18 protein-coding genes are annotated in these 18,542 nt (G+C 61.9%); 15 read left to right on the forward strand and 3 right to left on the reverse strand.

All coding sequences use genetic code 11. From position 1 onward, the window contains the following. The first annotated feature begins 71 nt into the window (after positions 1-71). Both ACQ6S1_RS01055 and rhmD read left to right on the forward strand, forming a co-directional pair. A complete protein-coding gene (locus ACQ6S1_RS01055) occupies positions 72-1,391 on the forward strand; it encodes an MFS transporter (RefSeq protein ID WP_445039321.1) in 1,320 nt (439 codons plus the stop codon). Positions 1,392-1,444: 53 nt separating this feature from the next. Further along, positions 1,445-2,632 (forward strand): L-rhamnonate dehydratase, encoded by a 1,188-nt coding sequence (rhmD, locus tag ACQ6S1_RS01060; RefSeq protein WP_445039322.1) that lies wholly within the window; start codon positions 1,445-1,447, stop codon positions 2,630-2,632. A 317-nt stretch (positions 2,633-2,949) separates the two neighbouring features. Here rhmD and erpA read toward each other — a convergent pair whose 3' ends face one another. Next, the gene (gene erpA, locus ACQ6S1_RS01065; RefSeq protein ID WP_445039323.1) at positions 2,950-3,294 is read right to left on the reverse strand and encodes an iron-sulfur cluster insertion protein ErpA; all 345 of its coding nucleotides are present in this window, start codon (positions 3,292-3,294) and stop codon (positions 2,950-2,952) included. 216 nt (positions 3,295-3,510) lie between these two features. On the opposite strand from erpA, the gene ACQ6S1_RS01070 reads away from it, so the two are divergent. The 13 genes from ACQ6S1_RS01070 to ACQ6S1_RS01130 all read left to right on the forward strand — a co-directional run bounded on the left by ACQ6S1_RS01070 (position 3,511) and on the right by ACQ6S1_RS01130 (position 15,815). Further along, positions 3,511-4,680, forward strand: coding sequence for a deoxyguanosinetriphosphate triphosphohydrolase (locus ACQ6S1_RS01070; RefSeq protein WP_445040225.1), 1,170 nt, complete (start codon positions 3,511-3,513; stop codon positions 4,678-4,680). 26 nt (positions 4,681-4,706) lie between these two features. After that, a complete protein-coding gene (gene argS, locus ACQ6S1_RS01075; protein ID WP_445039324.1) occupies positions 4,707-6,428 on the forward strand; it encodes an arginine--tRNA ligase in 1,722 nt (573 codons plus the stop codon). An 82-nt stretch (positions 6,429-6,510) separates the two neighbouring features. Continuing rightward, positions 6,511-8,025: an SPOR domain-containing protein gene (locus ACQ6S1_RS01080; protein WP_445039325.1), complete on the forward strand. Its 1,515-nt coding sequence runs from the start codon at positions 6,511-6,513 to the stop codon at positions 8,023-8,025. A 78-nt stretch (positions 8,026-8,103) separates the two neighbouring features. Then, positions 8,104-9,120: a beta-N-acetylhexosaminidase gene (gene nagZ / locus ACQ6S1_RS01085; protein ID WP_445039326.1), complete on the forward strand. Its 1,017-nt coding sequence runs from the start codon at positions 8,104-8,106 to the stop codon at positions 9,118-9,120. A gap of 73 nt (positions 9,121-9,193) precedes the next feature. Beyond that, positions 9,194-9,982, forward strand: a complete 789-nt coding sequence (locus ACQ6S1_RS01090) for a segregation and condensation protein A (RefSeq protein ID WP_445039327.1) — start codon at positions 9,194-9,196, stop codon at positions 9,980-9,982. Further along, positions 9,982-10,686 carry an SMC-Scp complex subunit ScpB gene (gene scpB, locus ACQ6S1_RS01095; protein WP_445040226.1) on the forward strand — a complete coding sequence of 235 codons (705 nt, stop codon included), beginning with the start codon at positions 9,982-9,984 and terminating at the stop codon, positions 10,684-10,686. Before ACQ6S1_RS01090 ends, scpB begins: the two co-directional genes overlap by 1 nt. A 127-nt stretch (positions 10,687-10,813) precedes the next feature. Then, positions 10,814-11,071: a twin-arginine translocase TatA/TatE family subunit gene (locus tag ACQ6S1_RS01100; protein ID WP_445039328.1), complete on the forward strand. Its 258-nt coding sequence runs from the start codon at positions 10,814-10,816 to the stop codon at positions 11,069-11,071. A gap of 37 nt (positions 11,072-11,108) precedes the next feature. Continuing rightward, complete coding sequence (gene tatB / locus ACQ6S1_RS01105; protein WP_445039329.1) at positions 11,109-11,696, forward strand: Sec-independent protein translocase protein TatB; 588 nt, start codon at positions 11,109-11,111, stop codon at positions 11,694-11,696. Positions 11,697-11,743: 47 nt separating this feature from the next. Continuing rightward, a complete protein-coding gene (gene tatC, locus ACQ6S1_RS01110) occupies positions 11,744-12,490 on the forward strand; it encodes a twin-arginine translocase subunit TatC (protein ID WP_445040227.1) in 747 nt (248 codons plus the stop codon). A gap of 32 nt (positions 12,491-12,522) precedes the next feature. After that, positions 12,523-13,866, forward strand: coding sequence for a serine--tRNA ligase (serS, locus tag ACQ6S1_RS01115; protein WP_445039330.1), 1,344 nt, complete (start codon positions 12,523-12,525; stop codon positions 13,864-13,866). A 32-nt stretch (positions 13,867-13,898) separates the two neighbouring features. Further along, complete coding sequence (gene surE / locus ACQ6S1_RS01120) at positions 13,899-14,660, forward strand: 5'/3'-nucleotidase SurE (RefSeq protein ID WP_445039331.1); 762 nt, start codon at positions 13,899-13,901, stop codon at positions 14,658-14,660. Between the two features lie 12 nt (positions 14,661-14,672). Beyond that, the gene (locus ACQ6S1_RS01125) at positions 14,673-15,338 is read left to right on the forward strand and encodes a protein-L-isoaspartate(D-aspartate) O-methyltransferase (RefSeq protein WP_445039332.1); all 666 of its coding nucleotides are present in this window, start codon (positions 14,673-14,675) and stop codon (positions 15,336-15,338) included. Positions 15,339-15,446: 108 nt separating this feature from the next. Next, positions 15,447-15,815, forward strand: coding sequence for a HesB/IscA family protein (locus tag ACQ6S1_RS01130; protein WP_445039333.1), 369 nt, complete (start codon positions 15,447-15,449; stop codon positions 15,813-15,815). A gap of 3 nt (positions 15,816-15,818) precedes the next feature. Here ACQ6S1_RS01130 and ACQ6S1_RS01135 read toward each other — a convergent pair whose 3' ends face one another. Together ACQ6S1_RS01135 and ACQ6S1_RS01140 are read right to left on the reverse strand one after the other, a co-directional pair. Beyond that, on the reverse strand, positions 15,819-16,841 hold the full coding sequence (locus ACQ6S1_RS01135; RefSeq protein WP_445039334.1) for a GGDEF domain-containing protein: 1,023 nt from the start codon (positions 16,839-16,841) through the stop codon (positions 15,819-15,821). A gap of 120 nt (positions 16,842-16,961) precedes the next feature. After that, positions 16,962-18,428: a DEAD/DEAH box helicase gene (locus tag ACQ6S1_RS01140; protein ID WP_445039335.1), complete on the reverse strand. Its 1,467-nt coding sequence runs from the start codon at positions 18,426-18,428 to the stop codon at positions 16,962-16,964. Between the last annotated feature and the right edge of the window lie 114 nt (positions 18,429-18,542).

Here is an 18,542-nt window from a genome sequence, read left to right on the forward strand (position 1 = left end):
AGACCGATCGCGCCCGGGCTTTCTCGGGCGAACGGCGGCGTATGTCCATCAACCCCTGGGAGGGCGCCAGTATGGTCGCGCAGACACCGACACTTTTATCGACAATCGACAAAGTCACGCGACGGCTGTTGCCGTTCCTGCTTCTAATGTACGTCCTGGCATTTCTCGACCGGGCCAATGTCGGCTTTGCCAAGGCTGCCTTTCAGGCAGACACGGGCATATCGAACGCGGCGTTCGCCTTTGGCGCCAGCGTGTTCTTCATTGGTTATGCATTTTTCGAGGTGCCCTCGAATCTGATCATGCACCGGGTCGGCGCCAAGATCTGGATGGCCCGCATCATGGTGACGTGGGGATTGATATCCGCCGGCATGATGTTCGCGCACGACGAGATGACTTTTTACGTCCTGCGCTTTCTGCTGGGTGTCGCCGAGGCGGGATTTTTCCCAGGCGTGATCTTGTACCTGACCTATTGGTTCCCGTCTTTTGCCCGCGGCCGCGCCATGGGTTTGTTCTATTTCGGGGCGCCGCTTGCCTTTATTTTCGGCTCGCCGCTATCCGGATTGCTGCTTGAGTTCGACGGGTTCGGCGAGTTGCATGGTTGGCAGTGGATGTTCCTGATTGAAGGGCTGCTGGCTTCGATCGTGGGCGTCTGGGCCTATTTCTACCTCGACAACAAGCCTTCCGATGCCAAATGGCTCTCTCAGGAAGAGAAAGGGGCGCTTGACCAGGCGCTGAAGGCTGAGGATGCGGCCAAGCAGGCGCACGGTCCACACAGCACTTGGGCGGTGATGAAGAACCCTCGCGTGCTCTATTTCTCGCTGATTTATCTGATCATCCAGATGAGCGTGTATGGCGTGGTGTTCTATCTGCCGACGCAGGTCGCCGGATTGATGGGCACAAATGTCGGCTTCACCGTCGGCCTCGTGACGGCGATACCGTGGCTCTGCGCCATGGCGGCGACCTACTACCTGCCGCGCTGGTCGGATCGTACCGGGGAGCGGCGGCTGTTCGCAGCAGGCATCCTCGTTGTCTGCGCCATCGGCATTGCCGCGTCGGTGGCCTCCACGTCGCCGTTCCTGTCGATGATCGCACTTTGCTTTGCTGCTGCGGGTTTCATCTCGGTGCAGCCGATCTTCTGGACATTGCCGACGGGCTATCTGGGCGGAGTGGCTGCAGCTGGCGGAATCGCGCTGATCAACTCGCTGGGCAATGTGGGCGGGTTCATTGCTCCCAATGTCAAGACGTGGGCGGAAACCGCGTTCGCCTCTCCGGCCGCCGGCCTCTATGTGCTCGCGGGTACCACGTTCATTGGCGCCTTGCTGGTTCTAGCGCTTGGCGCTGGCGTCGGCCGAGAGAAGCGCGGTGAAGTCTCCGCCATGAGCACACGCTGAAACCTCTTCTCCGCGGCAAGAGCGGCCGCGGAGACCTTTTTCAGGAGCTTCACATGACCATGCCGACGATCAAGGCCGTTCGTGCCTTTACCGTGCGCGGCGGCGGCGCGGACTATCACGACCAGGGAAAGGGTCATTGGATCGACGATCACATCGGCACGCCGATGGGAAAATATCCAGAATACCGGCAGAGTCGCCAAAGCTTCGGTATCAACGTACTCGGAACACTCGTCGTTGAGATTGAGGCCGATGACGGGACGGTAGGTTTCGCTGTCACCACGGCAGGCGACATCGGTGCCTTCATCGTTGAGAAGCACCTGTCGCGTTTCCTGATTGGGCGCAAGGTCACCGAGATTGAGAAGATCTGGGACCAGATGTATTTCGCCACCCAATATTATGGTCGCAAAGGCGTGGTGCTGAACACAATCTCGGGCGTCGATTTGGCATTGTGGGACCTGCTTGCTAAGGTGCGCAAAGAGCCCGTGCACGCCCTGTTGGGAGGCCCGGTACGCGACGAGCTTCAGTTCTACGCAACCGGCGCACGCCCTGACCTCGCCAAGCAGATGGGATTTATCGGTGGCAAGATGCCTTTGCATCATGTGCCGGCAGAGGGTGAAGAAGGATTTCGCAAGAACATCGAGGAACTTGCCACCATGCGAGAGCGCTGCGGTGACGATTTCTGGCTGATGTTCGACTGCTGGATGAGCCTTGACTTGAACTACGCTACGAAGCTCGCCCATGCGGCCAATGAATATGGCCTGAAATGGATCGAGGAGTGTCTTTCGCCCGACGATTATTGGGGCTATGCGGAGCTCCGCAAGAACGTCCCAAGGGGAATGCTTGTCACCACAGGTGAGCATGAGGCGACTCGCTGGGGCTTTAAATTGCTGCTCGAGATGGGCTGCTGCGACATTATCCAGCCGGATGTAGGCTGGTGTGGTGGTGTCACCGAACTCATAAAGATCTCGGCTCTTGCGGACGCGCATTCCACGCTGGTCGTGCCGCACGGCTCATCGGTTTATAGCTATCATTTTGTCATTACACGGCAGAACTCACCCTTTGCCGAGTTCTTGATGATGCATCCCGTTCCTGACCAGGTCGTGCCGATGTTCACGCCACTTTTGCTGGATGAGCCTGTTCCGGTGGACGGCCGCATGAAAGCAAGCGCGCTGGACAAGCCTGGCTTCGGCGTGCGCCTCAATCCGGAGGTCCAACTGCACCGACCCTACGTTACCAACTGAAACTAATTTCCTGCAATCGGTTAGCGATCCCTGGCTTGCGGCTATGGATCGCTGACCTTTTCTTAACAAACGGCAATATCTTGCCGTGGCAAAACCATTTTCCGGCCGTGCGGAAACCATCTTGGCCCTGCACATAGAGCTCTCATCAATGATGGCGCCGGAGAATCGGCAATGCGTTACTTGCTCCACGTTGCATCGGTCAGCTTCATTGTCCTTGCCGTATATGCCATCGCGTCGGCGCCCCCCGGTCGCACGGCTGGAAAACAAGCCATCGAATACGGGGAAGGCGCCTTGAGCAATTCTCGGTAGAACCCGCCCTAAAGAGCGAAGCTTGTGCCGCAGCCACAGCCCGAGCTGGCGTTCGGGTTCCGGATCTGGAAGCTGGCGCCGATCAGATCGTCGACAAAATCGATCTCCGATCCCTTGAGGTATTCAAGAGAAACCTCATCGATGAGAACCATGATGCCGCCGCGCTGAATGGCGAGATCCTCGTTCTGTCTGACGCGTTCCACGGCGAACTCATAGCGAAAACCCGAACAGCCACCCCCTTCCACGCTTACGCGCAGCATGGCTCCTGCCGGTTCATTTTCCAGGATCTCGGCGATCCTGCGGGCAGCACCATCAGTAACGTTCACGGGGTTGAGACTAGTTATATCCGACATCAGTTTGACCTCTCGCGGGCGTGCGGAGCCTGCGGTTTTGTCGATTATGTGCTGTTCGATGGTACGGAACACAAGAGCGAGGACAGTCCTGCTGCCATGTCCGGGCAGCGACGCTACGCCGCCGGATGACAGAATTTGCGCTTGACCACAAAGGACGTGCGGCCTTCCTGTCCGGAGAATCTGGAGATTGATGTGATTCCGGACCCCAAATTTTTGCTGCGTCCTCGCGCACCTTATGCCGTTGATCCAGCACTAAGTCGCGGGCGCCTGTTGTCAGAAGCAGGAAGTCCGACCCGCACCGACTACCAGCGTGACCGTGACCGTATCTTGCACTCGTCGGCGTTTCGTCGCCTGAAACATAAGACCCAGGTCTTCGTCTACCATGAGGGCGATCACTATCGGACACGGCTCACACACACCCTGGAGGTGTCGCAGATCGCGCGCTCCATCGCGCGCTCCCTGGGGCTCGATGAGGACCTCGCGGAGACCTTGGCATTGGCGCACGATCTGGGGCACACGCCCTTCGGTCACGCCGGAGAGCGCGCGCTCCATGCCTGTATGGAAGGCGAGGGCGGGTTCGACCACAATGCCCAGACGCTCCGCATCGTTACACGTCTCGAGCGCCGATACGCCGCTTTCGATGGACTGAATCTGACTTGGGAAACGCTCGAAGGTCTGGTCAAGCACAATGGACCTTTGACCGATCGCCAAGGCATTCCGCTAAATGCGGAGCAGTTGCCCGCGGCCATCAAGATATATGCCGAGCAGCAGGACCTTGAACTGTGGAGCCAGCCGTCTGCGGAGGCTCAGGCGGCCGCCATCGCCGACGATATCGCCTACGATGCGCACGACTTGGATGATGGCCTGCGGGCCGGGCTCTTCAAAGTGGACGATCTCCGTGGTGTGGCATTTCTGGGCGACTTGCTGGACGAGATCGCTTGCCTCTGGCCGCACCTGGATGAGTCGCGCACGATCCATGAACTTGTCCGTCGGGTAATCACACGCTTCGTAGAAGATGCGATCAATGAGGGCGCGCGCCGCCTACGGCACCACGCGCCCAAGAGTGCTCAGGCCGTCCGCGCAGCTTCCGAGCCCATGATCGCGTTTTCACCGGCTATCTCTGCGGCGGACCTGGACATCAAGACGTTTCTGTTCGCCCATATGTACCGTCACTCGCGCGTGGAGCGGGTGATGGCGGATGCACAGGCCATCGTGCGCGACCTGCATGGCCGATATTGCGCTGATCCGCACGAAATGCCGCAGGAATGGCGAATAGCCGGCACCAATGAAAGCCGTGTGGTGGCTGATTTCATAGCCGGCATGACCGACCGCTACGCGATCCAAGAGCACCGCCGACTGTTTGACGCCACCCCCGATTTGCGTTAGGCGCGCAATAATTCCGGGGCCAGTTCATGAACATTTTTACTGTCTTTTCCGAACGTGTGCGCGGGGCTGTCGAAGCTGTTGTTGGCCAAGCACCCGACCTGTCCCGGGTCGTAGTCGAGCCAACCCGTGATCCCGCTCACGGTGACCTCGCCACGAATGCCGCTTTGGTGCTTGCGAAGGACCTCGGCCAGAAGCCGCGTGACCTGGCAGAGAAGATCGCGAAGCATCTGCGCGCCGATACGGATGTGGCATCCGTTGAGATCGCAGGTCCCGGCTTCATCAATCTGCGGCTTGCGAATGCAGTATGGCCACGTCTTCTGGCCGGTGCTCTTGAGGCAGGGAAGCGTTATGGCGCTTCGTCGCTCGGTGCAGGCCGCAGTGTGAACGTGGAATATGTTTCCGCTAATCCGACCGGTCCGATGCATGTCGGTCATTGCCGGGGCGCGGTTTTCGGCGACGCCCTGTCGAACCTTCTGGCCTTTGCTGGGCACGAAGTGGTTCGGGAATATTACGTCAACGATGCCGGTGCGCAGGTCGACGTTCTGGCCCGTTCGGCTTTTCTGCGTTACCGCGAAGCGCTGGGCGAAGAGATCGGCACCATTCCGGAGGGGCTTTATCCGGGCGATTATCTGAAGCCGGTTGGACAAGGGCTTGCCGACCTCCATGGCGATGCGCTGGCGAAGCTATCGGAGGATGAATGGCTTCCGCTGGTGCGCGCCGCCGCGATCGAATCCATGCTGGAGATGATCCGGGAAGACCTCGAAGCGCTCAACATTCGTCACGACGTGTTCTTCTCCGAGCGCTCTCTGACTGTGCCCGAGGACAAGGTGTCCTCCACCCTGGCCAGTCTGCGCGAGCGCGACCTCGTTTACGAGGGCCGCCTGCCGCCGCCGAAGGGGCAGCTTCCTGAGGATTGGGAGGATCGCGAGCAGACTCTTTTCCGCACCCTCGACCATGGTGACGACACCGACCGGCCGCTTGTGAAGTCGGATGGTAGCTTCACCTATTTCGCGTCGGACGTGGCCTATATGCGCGACAAGCTGGAGCGCGGCTTCAAGGATCTGATCTATGTGCTGGGCGCCGATCACGGCGGCTACGTGAAGCGGCTGGAAGCCGTCGGTGCGGCGCTTTCAGGCGGAACGGCGCATGTGGACGTGAAGCTCGTTCAATTGGTGCGGTTGTTCCGGGCCGGCGAGCCGGTGCGCATGTCCAAGCGTTCAGGCGATTTCGTTACTTTGCGCGATGTGGTCGACGAAGTGGGCCGGGACGCGGTGCGTTTCATGATGCTGTTTCGCAAGAACGATGCGGTGCTCGATTTCGACTTTGCAAAGGTCGTGGAGCAATCGCGCGAAAACCCGGTATTCTACGTGCAATACGCCCACGCCCGGACCCATTCCGTGCTGCGCAACGCGGCCGAGGCGGGTTTCGATGGGCAGGGCGGAGACCTCGCGCTCCTTACGGATGTCGGTGAATTGGCGTTGATCCGCCGTATCGCCGAATTTCCCCGCATGATCGAAGCGGCGGCTCACGTGCATGAGCCCCATCGGATCGCCTTCTACCTTCACGATCTTGCGTCGGAGTTTCACAGCCACTGGAACCGCGGCAACGATTCCCCACATTTACGTTTCATTATTCCTGATGATTCAGGATTGACTAACGCTAGGCTCGCGCTCGTTCAGGCGCTGGCACTGGTGCTCTCCGTGGGGCTGGACCTTCTTGGTGTCTCGGCTCCCGAAGAAATGCGCTGAAACCGGGCGCGTCTGCGGCTCCTGTATTTGCCACATTCTGCCCGCGTTTCTTCATTAGCAGGATTGGCTCCGGGGAACGAGAATGAACGACCAGCGCCGTTACGGCTCTGACTACGAGAGCCTCCGTAATATTTCGGCGGGCCGCCGACAGCCGGCCAGCGAGGATGATCCGCTGGCTGAGCTCGCGCGCCTTGTCTCGGAAGGCGATGAGCCTCAGCACGGCCGGGGGCCGGAGCCGAGGATCTCGCATGGATCGGGGCATCATGATGCCGAGCGCCGCGATCAACCGCATCATTACGCGGAAGACGAAGCGGATTTCTTCGGCCAGGCAGACACGCGTAATTATTCTCAGGCCGACGAGTTCGAGACGCCGGAAACGGATGAGGAATATTACGCACGGGTGAATCAGTACGGCCAGTATGCCGCGCAGGATGGTTATGACTATCCGGCGGAAGATGCCGAAGATCTGCCCAGCCGCCGTCGGGGCGGCACCGTGACGTTGATGGCCGTGTTGGGTCTTGTCGCGCTAGGCGGTGTCGGCGCTCTGGGCTACACGTTCTTGGGAGGCGGTAACGACGCCGCGGACTCGGGGGGTACGCCCCCGATGATCGAAGCGCGTTCCGAGCCCGACAAGACGACGCCTGAAGGGGCGTCCGACACGGCGCAGCAGAACAAGCTGATCTATGACCGGGTTGGAACTGAACCTAACGCGTCCGGTAACGTCGTCGGCGGAGCCGAGGAGCCGGGCGAGCGTCCTCTCAGCACGGGTCCATCCGCGGACGATAACGCGATGAATGCGCCGTCCGGTCCTGAAACCCTGCCAATCGATAATGGGGCAGGGCCACGTCGGGTGCGTACAATCGCGATCCGGCCGGATGGATCGGTCGCCAATCCCGCGCCGCCAGCTGATGAAGTTGCCGCAGCGGCCGCTGAGCCGGAAGATACGGGTCCGATCGTGGGAACAGGGCCGGTCGCCGGCGGTATGTCCATGGAGCGTGGGTCTGAATTCGGCATCATGGCCAGTGAGGGCGCGAACAACGCTGCTTCGCCGAGTGATGCGGCGCTGGTGCCCATGCCGATGGCGCGTCCCGGCAATCTTGCCCGGGTAGCCACGCCGGCCGCGATAAATGAGAATGCGCCGAGCTCCATCGCGCCGTCTGCGGCACCGGTTGCTGCAGCACCGGCCGCTGCGGCGCCGGCGCCCTCCGCCGGAAGTGGTGTTGCCATTCCGGCCAACCAGAAGACGACCCGCAAGCGCGCCCTCCAGCCGCCTCCGATACCTGCGTCGCAGCAGCGCCCAACGGAGCGTCGCTCCTCCCTTGCGCCCTCGTCGGCACCGGCCGCATCCGCCGGTGGGTTTAGCGTCCAGCTGACCTCGCAGGCATCCGAGGCCATGGCGCAACGTGAGTTCGCCAATATGCAGCGGCGTTACCCGTCGATTCTGGGCGGTCGTCAGCCGAACATCTCGGCCGTGAACCTGCCCGATCGCGGCACGTTCTACCGGGTGCGGATCGCAGCGCAGAGCCAGGTCGATGCTGCCAATCTCTGCAATAATCTGAAAGCAGCCGGTGGAGACTGCCTCGTCCAGCGGAACTGAATGCAATTGCCTGGATCGGGAATGCGCGTTCCGACCAGGTCGCGCTGAATCTCGTTTGACGCAGCTCTAAGGCAATACATGACCCAGCGTGCCTTCATTTGCGGTCTTGCCGGACCAGCTCTCGACGAAGATGAGCGTCGTTTCCTCGCGGATTCCGATCCGTGGGGGATCATTCTCTTTTCCCGCAACATCGTCGATGCGGAACAGGTGCGCAGGCTGACATCGGACGCACGAGATGCCGTGGGACGCGATCTTCTCGTGCTCGTCGATCAGGAGGGCGGACGTGTGCAGCGCATTCGTCCACCCATGGCCGAGCGTCATCCGCCGCCGGGTTCCTACGCGGAGCTATATCGGAAAGACGCGGTATCTGGCGTCGAAGCGGCGCGGATGGGCGCGCGCCTGATCGCCCATGAGCTTCGCCTGCTTGGTCTCACCTGCGATTGTCTGCCTCTTCTCGATCTGCGCTTCGAGGGCGCTCATCAGATTGTCGGGGATCGTTCCTACGGCGCTGCGCCCGACGACGTCGCCGAGCTCGGGCGCGCGGTGTGCGAGGGTCTGTTGGCGGGGGGCGTCCTGCCCGTCGTAAAGCACATTCCCGGCCATGGCCGTGCGATGGCCGACAGCCACGAGGAGCTACCACGAGTCGACGTGTCTGCAGAAGAGCTGAAAGCATCCGACTTTCAGCCGTTTCGTGCACTCAATGACATGCCGTTGGCCATGACCGCCCACGTCCTCTACACCGCTTTCGACGAGGACCGCCCGGCCACGCTGTCGCCGCGTATCGTGGATGAGGTCATTCGAGGGTTCATCGGTTTTGACGGCGCGCTGATGAGCGATGATCTGTCGATGAAGGCGTTGAGCGGTACGATGGCCTCCCGGACCGAGGACAGCTTCGCGGCCGGCTGTGACCTGGCGCTGCATTGCAATGGGGAGATGGCGGAAATGGAAGCCGTGGCCGGGTCATCGCCCATCCTCGCGGGCGGTGCGCTGCGCCGCTGCGATGCGGCCATGGCGCGGATAGCAGAGCCGAAGGCGTTCGATATTGAAGAGGCCCGCGCGATGGTGCGCAGCCTGCTGCCGGCGACCTTGGCCTGACGCATCTGGCTTGAGGATAGGCTTCGACACCTGGCGATAAATGCTAGAATGCCGCCTAAATTGGAGCGGCGGCATGGCCGACAGCACGGACTTCGAGCAGGGGGACCAAGCCGGCCGGACCGAACGGGATGAGCCAGCCTTTGTGGTCGACCTCGACGCCTTCGAGGGACCCCTCGATCTCCTGTTGGATCTGGCGCGCCGCGAGAAGGTGGATCTGGCGCGCATTTCCATCGCGCGCCTGGCAGAGCAATATCTCGCCTTCATCGAGGAGGCACGCCGCTACCGGCTTGAACTCGCCGGTGATTACCTCGTGATGGCGGCGTGGCTTACTTATCTGAAATCGCGGTTGCTGCTGCCGGATTCTCCGAAGGCCGACGAGCCGAGCGGGGAGGACATGGCCGCCGCCTTGGCACACCGGCTTCGACGGCTCGAAGCGATGCGCACCGCCGCCAATGGTCTGGAGGCGTTGAACCGCCTGGGCCGTGATGTCCTCGCCAGAGGTGCGCCCGAAGGCGTGCGGATGACGCGCAAGACACTGTGGGAGGCGTCGCTCTACGATTTGCTCAGCGCCTACGCCCAGCAGCGCACGAATGCGGCCCTGAGCCATGTGATCATACGCCGGCAACCCGTCTGGCCGCTTGCCGAAGCCCGTGCCGCGCTGGAGCGTCTGGTCGGCGGTATCGCGGACTGGACGGCGCTGGATGCGCTACTGACCTATTATCTCGACCGGCCGGAAGAGAAGCGCACCGTGCTGGCATCAAGCTTCAGCGCCAGCCTGGAATTGGCCAAGGAAGGGCAGGTCACGTTGCGGCAGGAAAAGCCTTTCGGACGATTGTTTCTCCGTGCGCGCGAGACCTCATGATGGCCGAGATCGGGCTTCACACCCTCAGGGGCGCAACCGCCTCGGACGCCGTGAATTTCGAGCACGTGCGCATGGCCGAGGCCCTGCTTTTTGCAGCTGCCGAGCCGCTCGATGTCCCGACGATCAGGGACCGGCTTCCCGAAGGCGCGGACGTCCCGGCCGTGTTGACGGCGCTGGGCCAGCACTATGCGGTTCGCGGCGTGAACCTGGTGATACGAGACGGGCGCTACGCCTTCCGCACCGCTGCGGACCTGGCACCGCTTCTGAGCCGGGATGCCGCCGAAACGCGGAAGCTTTCCCGTGCGGCGTTGGAGACATTAGCGATCATCGCCTATCATCAGCCGGTCACCCGTTCGGAGATTGAGGCCGTTCGGGGTGTTTCGGTGGCCAAGGGCACGCTGGACGTGCTGCTGGAGGCGGGCTGGATTCGTCTGCGCGGCCGCCGCAAATCTCCGGGGCGGCCCGTTACCTTCGGAACCACACCCGAATTCCTCGATCATTTTGGCCTGGAAATGATCTCCGACCTCCCGGGAATGGAAGAGCTGAAGGCGGCGGGACTGCTCGATGCCCGGGTGAAAGACGGTTTTGACGTGCCCGCGCCTTCCGACGATTCCGCGTTGCAGGAGGACGAAGAGCCGATTGAACCCGACGCTCTCGATTTCCTTACCCCCCTCGACGAGGCAATTACGGACAAAAACGGATAGATCCATGAGGCAATTGACGTAGGAGTGACCTGCGGCAGTGCTTGTGTTTCCGTCTCGCCAAACCTAGTTTCAGCGCGAGAAAGCGCGGCTGACGGTGCCGCCGAAACATCTTTGCGAGGATCCGGTTATGAGTCTCACACACTGGCTGGTGGTTGCCCTGCTCGTGATCCTGCTGTTCGGACGCGGCAAGATCTCGGATCTGATGGGCGACGTTGCGAAGGGCATCAAGAGCTTCAAGAAGGGTATGGCCGAGGACGAGGATGCCAAGACGGACGTGGCCGTCGCTCCGGTTCCGCCGGCTCAGCCCACCCGTACGATCGAGCATCAGCCGGTCGCGGGCGAACCCACCCCGACGAACGTGAAGCGCGCCGAAGTCAATTCGTAAGGCAGACCGGCCTTCGGGCCGCTGAGGCGTATCACCTATGTTCGAAATCGGCTGGTCGGAGATGCTTCTGGTCGCGGTGGTGGCGATCGTTGTCATCGGACCGAAGGACCTGCCTGCGGCCTTGCGGCAGGCAGGCAAGTGGATGGGCGCGGTTCGCCGCATGGCGAGCGAGTTTCAGGGCCATGTCAACGAGGCCATGAAGGAGGCGGAGCTCGATGAGCTGCGTCAGGAGTTGAACGACCTGAAGCGCACGGCGCGTGGCTTCAGCAATCCCGTTCATTCCATCCGTGACGAGATGCGCACTGCGATCGAGGGCAAGCCGAAAGCAGATGTCACGACAGCTGCCGCCGGCATGGCGACCGCTGGCCCGCTGAGCGGTGAGGTGCCGTCGCAACCGGCCATCGCGCCGACGCATGAAGGCGGCAACGAACCGCCGCCATCTCGGAATAAGGCCGTTACTGCCACGGCGGACGATCTTGAGGTAGCGGCTCCTCGGCCAGCCGATTTGCCGGTGCCGTCCACGCCCGCCGCCGAGATCCACTTCGATCCTGAGCCGGCTCCTGCAAAGGCGACCAATGAGAGGGCCACCTCATCCTCTGACGCGGTTCTGGAGAACAAGGCGTGAGCGCTCCCGAGCTTGAAGATGAGGTCGACGCCTCGCGTGCTCCTCTTATGGATCATCTGATCGAACTCAGATCCCGCCTGATCCGCGCCCTTATCGCAATCACCCTGGCCTTCGTGATCTGTTTCGCGTTCGCCGATCAGATCTTCAACATCCTGCTGTGGCCGTATGAATTGGCGGCAGGTTCGTCGAAGAGCCTTCAGCTAATTTACACAGCGCCCCAGGAGTATCTGATCACGCAGATCAAACTCGCTTTGTTTGGCGCGGTGTTCATCGCATTCCCAGTCATTGCCGTGCAGGTCTACAAGTTCGTAGCGCCCGGCCTGTACAAGAATGAACGGCAGGCTTTTTATCCCTACCTTTTCGCAACGCCGATCCTGTTCCTGCTGGGTGCGTGTTTCGTTTATTTCGCGGCGATGCCGCTCGCGATGAAGTTCTTCCTGTCCATGGAGCAGGGGGGCGGCGACGGTCATGCTGCGATCAGCCTGCTGCCCAGGACGAGCGAGTATCTAGCCCTCATCATGACCTTGATTCTGGCTTTTGGGATTTGCTTCCAGACGCCTGTAATCCTTACGCTTTTGGCGCGTGCGGGATTCATCGATGCGGCATGGCTGCGCGACAAGCGCAGATACGCCATCGTCATCGTGTTTGCCGTAGCCGCCGTCCTCACGCCTCCCGACGTCATCAGCCAGATCGCGCTTGCGGTGCCCACTTTGCTGCTCTACGAAGCCTCCATCCTTGTGGTTCAGATGGTCGAGAAGAAGCGCAACGCCGAGAGCGCATCCACACCGGTCTGATCGCGCATTCTTGCCGGGGCCGTTCCTTCGCCATGCACGACATCAGATGGATCCGCGATAATCCCGATGCCTTTTCCGAACGCCTTCTGGCGCGCGGCATGCTGGAAGGCGACGTCGCGGGTCTGGTTTCTGAACTGATTGCCCAGGACGAAACCCGCCGCGCCGTGATCGGCGAACTTCAGGCGCTGCAGGAACGGCGGAACGCTGCGTCCAAGGAGGTGGGCAAGGCCAAGGCGGCAAAGGACGAGACTAGGGCGCAGGCCTTGATTGACGAGGTTGCGGCACTCAAGGACGGCCTTTCCGAAGGCGAAGAGCGTTTGCGAGGTCTGGATGCCGATCTCGATCGTGCGTTGGCCGAGATCCCCAGTCTTCCTTTGATGGATGTCCCGGTCGGCGCCGACGAGCACGACAATGTCGAGTTCAGCCGGCAGGGTGACGCGCCGAGCCTGGGCTTCACGCCGCGCCAGCATTTCGAGATCGAGGGCGCTCTTCCGGGCATGGACTTCGAAACGGCGTCGCGGCTGTCCGGTGCACGTTTCGTCGTGCTCAAAGGCCAGATCGCCCGGCTTGAGCGCGCCCTCGGTCAGTTCATGCTCGACATTCACACCAATGAGCACGGCTATACCGAAGTGCAGCCGCCGCTGATGGTGCGCGACGAGGTAATGTTCGGAACGGCGCAATTGCCGAAGTTCCGGGACGATCAGTTCCGGACCGGCAGCCTAGCGCCGTCCGCCGGCTCCTCTGCGCCCGAAGCCATCGTGGATGGACGCTGGCTCATTCCCACCGCCGAAGTGCCGCTGACAAATCTCGTTCGCGAGAGCATTCTTTCCGAAGACGAATTGCCGCTTCGGTTCACTGCGCTGACACCGTGTTTCCGTGCGGAGGCGGGAGCAGCGGGCCGGGATACGCGCGGTCTCATTCGCCAGCATCAATTCAACAAGGTGGAGCTTGTCTCCATCACGACGCCCGAACAATCCGCTGACGAGCATGCCCGTATGCTTGCGGCCGCCGAGGCCGTGCTTAAGTCGCTCGATCTGCATTATCGTGTCATGACGCTGTGCACGGGCGACATGGGTTTTGCCTCGCAGAAGACCTACGACATAGAGGTCTGGCTGCCGGGGCAGGGCAGCTTCCGGGAAATCTCGTCCTGTTCAACCTGCGGTGATTTCCAGGCGCGCCGTATGAGCGCGCGCTATCGTGCGGCGGGCGAGAAGGGTACGCGCTTTGTTCACACGCTGAACGGGTCGGGTGTCGCGGTTGGACGTGCTTTGGTCGCGGTGCTCGAAAACTACCAGAACGAGGACGGTTCGATCAGCGTGCCGGCGGTCCTGCGGCCCTACATGGCCGGGCTGGAGCGCATCGGCGAACCGGCCTGACCTCCAGCCCATGACATTCGAGGAGAGGCGGGATGCGAATCCTGATCACCAATGACGACGGAATCCATTCTCCGGGCCTCGATTCGCTGGTGGATATCGCGCGTCAGCTCTCCGATGATGTGTGGGTCGTGGCGCCGGAATATGATCAATCGGGTGTCGCTCATTCGCTCTCATTGAACGATCCCTTGCGCCTGCGACGGGTGGGGGAGCAGCGCTTCGCGGTGAAAGGCACGCCGACCGATTGCGTGATTCTCGGCGTGCGGCACGTGCTGGACGGTAATCCGCCTGATCTTCTGCTGTCTGGGATCAATCGCGGGCACAATCTCGGCGAGGACGTGACCTATTCGGGAACCGTCGCCGGCGCCATAGAGGGCGCGCTTCTGGGCGTGCCGGCCATTGCGTTGTCTCAGGCCTATCCACCCGGCTATCGAGATCGCGTGAGCTATGCCACGGCCGAAGCGCACGGCGCGCGCGTGATTGCCGATATCCTCGAAGCGGGCCTTCCCAGGGGCGGGCTGGTCAACATCAACTTTCCCAATTGCGGTCCCGACGAGGTGGAGGGCGTGCGTGCAACCCGCCAAGGGCAGCGCCCGCAATGGCAGGCCCAGGTCGAGGGGCGCCTCGATGGCCGCCATAACCCTTATTTCTGGATCGTCTATGGCCACGAGATCGGCGACCCGGGACCTGACACCGATCTCAGGGCCATTGCCGATCGCTGCATTTCCGTTACGCCTTTGAAGATCGACATGACCGATCATTCCATGCTGGATCGCCTGGCGGGAAGATGGGAATGAGCGGAGGCTGACATGGCGGATGTGGACCCGCAGGACGAGGAAGAGGGCGCCCGCGACCGGGCTCGCCTGATCCTGCGGATGCGGCAGACGGGAATCCGGGACCCTCGCGTCGTCCGTGCGATGGAGGCGGTTCCCCGGCGAATGTTTGTGCCGGACCACGCGCAGGAACATGCCTATGCCGATCGCACGCTGCCGATCGAGTGCGGGCAGACGATCAATCAGCCTTTTCTCGTCGCCTACATGACCCTGCATCTGGAAGTGGCCGAGCGGCACAAGGTTCTGGAGATCGGAACCGGGTCCGGCTACCAGACTGCGGTGCTCGCCCATTTGACGAGGCGGGTCTTCACCATCGATCGCTATCGAACCCTGGTCGCTGCCGCCGAACAGCGGTTCGCGGCTCTCGGAATCGCCAACGTCACCGCCATGGCCGCCGATGGCATGACGGGCTGGCCGAACCAGGCGCCCTTCGACCGCATTATCGTGACGGCCGCCGGGCATGACGTTCCGCCAGCTTTGCTGGGGCAATTGGCAGAGGGCGGAATCCTGCTTGCGCCGGTGGGGCCACCGGAGGACCAGAAATTGGTGCGCGTGGAGAAAAGCGGCCACGGAATGGTGCGGACAGACCTGATTCCCGTACGTTTTGTGCCCTTGGTGCCGGGTAAGGCGGCTTCCCTTTGATCAGGGTGCCTTTGCACGGCAACGATTTGTCCCCATATTCAGCCGGCGGGCCGACATGCCATGCCCGCCGCCGGCCTTGAACCGGTCGAGAGGATGAGGACAAGACAGATGGCATTCCCGATCATGCGCCTGACGGACCGAGCCGCCAATCGTGTGCGCAGCATCATCGAACGATCGCCAACGCCCGTCGCCGGCCTCCGTCTGGGCGTGAAAAAGGGCGGCTGCGCCGGCATGGAATACACGATGGACTATGCCGCAAGCGCCGGACCCGCCGATGAGGTGGTGGAGGACAAGGGCGTTCGCGTTCTGATCGATCCAAAGGCCGTGCTGTTCCTCCTCGGCACCGAAATGGATTACGTGACCGAGAAGATGGCTTCGCGCTTCGTGTTCAACAATCCGAACCAGGTATCGGCCTGCGGATGCGGTGAATCTGTCGAAATCGTTCCTGCCAAGCCCGAGGCTCGGGCGTCCGCCTGACCTCTAGCCGGCCGGACTCGTCACGCGGCGGGCTTCCTTGTCGTTTTCGCCGACCACCCGATTGCGGCCTGCGTGCTTGGCGCCATAGAGGCATTTGTCCGCCCGCTCGACCAGGCTGGCCATATCGTCGCCGCTCTGGAAGGTGGCGACCCCGACTGAGATCGTGACACGGCCGAGATTGTTGCCCGTGGTCCGTTCGATGAGCTCGCGTTCCATGACAAGCCGCCGCAACCGGTCGGCAATCTCCACGGCAGTGTCGAGCGCGATGCCCGGCATGATGATCGCGAACTCCTCTCCGCCATACCGGGCCGCGATGTCGCTGTCGCGTACGGCTTTCTTCACCGTGCTGGCGACAAGCTTCAGGACTTCGTCGCCGGTGAGATGACCGTAACGATCGTTGAAACTCTTGAAATGATCGATGTCGGTGACGAGCAAAGCGAGCTGCCGCCCCTCCGCCATCATCCGGGACAAGGCCGCTTCGAAGAAGCCACGGCTCGAGAGCAGCGTTTGCCGATCAACCAGGGCTTCGTGACGGAGGCTTTCGCACTCCTCCTGCAGGCGCAGGATCTTTATCCGGGAATCCCGCAGCCGCCGTTCGATGGCGCCGTGGATCTGGTCGAGCTCCTGAGCTGCGGAGATCATGCCTTCCGGACTGGAATGGCCGGTTTCGCCCCTTTGGAGACGGGCGAACGTTTCCGCATAGGCGGCGACCGCGCTGCGAGCCGCGACGATCATGGCGATGATCTGGTCGGCCTCTTCGTAGATGCTGCTTCCGACAGCCTCGAAGCCCGAACCCGGCGTCATGATATGGGCGAGGTGGAGGGCTTCGTGATCGGCTTCGGAGAGATGTCCGCGGCGCGCCAGCAGATTATCGACGGCAATTACCAGCTCAGGGTAGGTGCCTGCGGTGTAGTGATACCAAACCGAAAAATTGCGCGGACTGGCCAGCTCGCCATTACGGCGCAGGACGCTGAGGGCAGCCTCGGCGAACCCCAGCGAGCGCTCGATCTCGGATTTTGGCGGCATCGAAGTCCCCAGACGCCGCGTTGCGACGTGGCATACAGGACTCTGGATTTCGACTATTTAAGCGGCGGTTAAAGTAATCGCGCAACCTTGCCGTGTGGCAAGAAAAAATCTGATCCATCCTTATTTTATACGCACCGGACGCAGCAGAAATTGCGGGACATGATCGCCAAGACCGACGACGGGCGGTCCATCCTCCCGATCATCGGAACGTCGGCCACGGCGGTCGTCCTTCGGTCGCGCGGCGCGAACAGGCTCCGACTTGGGCCGGGGAGGACGTGCTTCCGCTTCTGAAGGACTGGGCCGGCGGGCGGCGCGTTCGTCATCCTTCGGGCGCTTCGGCTCGTCGCGATCCTCGCGTTTGCGTGGCGCTTTCTCCGGCTTGTCGGATTTTGCGGATTTACCGCCGCGGTCCTTCCTGCCTCCCCGCGAACGCGCGGGCGCCTCGTCCACGGCATCATCGGCAAGGGGCTCGCCCACCCATTGGATGTCTTGAGCCGTGCTTTTCTCGATGGCGGCCAGATAGCGGCGGTCGGAGGGAGCGACCAGGGTCATGGCCGTGCCTTTGAGACCCGCACGGCCCGTGCGGCCGATGCGGTGCACGTAATCTTCCGCGTGAATTGGAACGTCGTAATTGAAGACGTGGCTCACGGCCGGAATGTCGAGCCCGCGCGCCGCGACATCGCTGGCGACAAGCAATTCCGCCTCGCCGCTCTTGAACTGGTCGAGTGCCTGCATGCGGGCACGCTGGTCCATGTCACCATGCAGGGCGACGGCTTTGAAGCCGTGCTTTTGCAGGGAGCGGTGAAGAACCGAGATGTCGCGCTTCCGGTTGCAGAACACGATGGCGTTCTTGAAGGCTGCTTCCGAGCGAATGCTGTTGCGCAGCGTCTTGCGCTTTTCCGAAGCCTCGGAGGACGTGGCAATCAGATTCTGAGTAATCGTCGCCGACGTGGTCGACGGCTTGGCGACTTCGATCTTCACAGGATCGCGAAGAAACTGATCTACGAGACGCTGGATCTCCGTGGGCATGGTGGCCGAGAAGAACAGAGTCTGCCGCTTCGGCGGGATAAGCTTGCAGATCCGCTCGATGTCCGGGATGAAGCCCATGTCGAGCATGCGGTCGGCCTCGTCGATGACGAGGATCTCGATGCCCGTCATCAGCAGGCGACCACGCTCGAAATGATCGAGCAGCCGGCCGGGGGTTGCGATGAGAACATCGACACCGCGCGTCAGCTTGGCGTCCTGATCGCCAAAGGACAGGCCGCCGATCAGCAGGGCCACGGAAAGCTTGTGGTTCGTGCCGTAGCGGTTGAAGCTTTCCTCGACCTGTGCCGCAAGTTCGCGCGTGGGTTCGAGGATGAGCGTGCGCGGCATGCGAGCCCGCGGGCGGCCCTGCTCCAGGCGGGTCAGCATCGGCAGGGTAAAGGACGCGGTCTTGCCGGTACCGGTCTGGGCGATGCCAAGCACGTCGCGACGCGCCAGGACCTCAGGAATGGCCTGTGCCTGGATGGGGGTCGGTTCTGTGTAGCCCGTTGCAGCCACTGCCGCGAGGACTTTGGGGCTCAGCCCGAGTGATTCAAAGCTCATTCAATGATGTTTCTCGGCCGCGGCAAATAAAGGGCGGTGTTCCGCAGGCGTTGCCGGATGCCGGCAACATAGGCGGCCTCTCTCCTGTGTCAAGCGAAGGGCGCGTCTTCGCCG

It is taken from the genome of Terrihabitans aquatilis (assembly GCF_052542005.1).

Bases quoted from the DNA above. Each gene is read 5' to 3' on its own strand.
- ACQ6S1_RS01135 (WP_445039334.1), bottom strand. From the start codon at position 16,841: ATGCCGCCAAAATCCGAGATCGAGCGCTCGCTGGGGTTCGCCGAGGCT.
- ACQ6S1_RS01125 (WP_445039332.1), top strand. From the start codon at position 14,673: ATGGCGGATGTGGACCCGCAGGACGAGGAAGAGGGCGCCCGCGACCGG.
- ACQ6S1_RS01140 (WP_445039335.1), bottom strand. From the start codon at position 18,428: ATGAGCTTTGAATCACTCGGGCTGAGCCCCAAAGTCCTCGCGGCAGTG.
- tatB (WP_445039329.1), top strand. From the start codon at position 11,109: ATGTTCGAAATCGGCTGGTCGGAGATGCTTCTGGTCGCGGTGGTGGCG.
- ACQ6S1_RS01100 (WP_445039328.1), top strand. From the start codon at position 10,814: ATGAGTCTCACACACTGGCTGGTGGTTGCCCTGCTCGTGATCCTGCTG.
- ACQ6S1_RS01080 (WP_445039325.1), top strand. From the start codon at position 6,511: ATGAACGACCAGCGCCGTTACGGCTCTGACTACGAGAGCCTCCGTAAT.
- erpA (WP_445039323.1), bottom strand. From the start codon at position 3,294: ATGTCGGATATAACTAGTCTCAACCCCGTGAACGTTACTGATGGTGCT.
- argS (WP_445039324.1), top strand. From the start codon at position 4,707: ATGAACATTTTTACTGTCTTTTCCGAACGTGTGCGCGGGGCTGTCGAA.
- ACQ6S1_RS01130 (WP_445039333.1), top strand. From the start codon at position 15,447: ATGGCATTCCCGATCATGCGCCTGACGGACCGAGCCGCCAATCGTGTG.
- ACQ6S1_RS01055 (WP_445039321.1), top strand. From the start codon at position 72: ATGGTCGCGCAGACACCGACACTTTTATCGACAATCGACAAAGTCACG.
- scpB (WP_445040226.1), top strand. From the start codon at position 9,982: ATGGCCGAGATCGGGCTTCACACCCTCAGGGGCGCAACCGCCTCGGAC.
- ACQ6S1_RS01090 (WP_445039327.1), top strand. From the start codon at position 9,194: ATGGCCGACAGCACGGACTTCGAGCAGGGGGACCAAGCCGGCCGGACC.
- serS (WP_445039330.1), top strand. From the start codon at position 12,523: ATGCACGACATCAGATGGATCCGCGATAATCCCGATGCCTTTTCCGAA.
- rhmD (WP_445039322.1), top strand. From the start codon at position 1,445: ATGACCATGCCGACGATCAAGGCCGTTCGTGCCTTTACCGTGCGCGGC.
- nagZ (WP_445039326.1), top strand. From the start codon at position 8,104: ATGACCCAGCGTGCCTTCATTTGCGGTCTTGCCGGACCAGCTCTCGAC.
- tatC (WP_445040227.1), top strand. From the start codon at position 11,744: ATGGATCATCTGATCGAACTCAGATCCCGCCTGATCCGCGCCCTTATC.
- surE (WP_445039331.1), top strand. From the start codon at position 13,899: ATGCGAATCCTGATCACCAATGACGACGGAATCCATTCTCCGGGCCTC.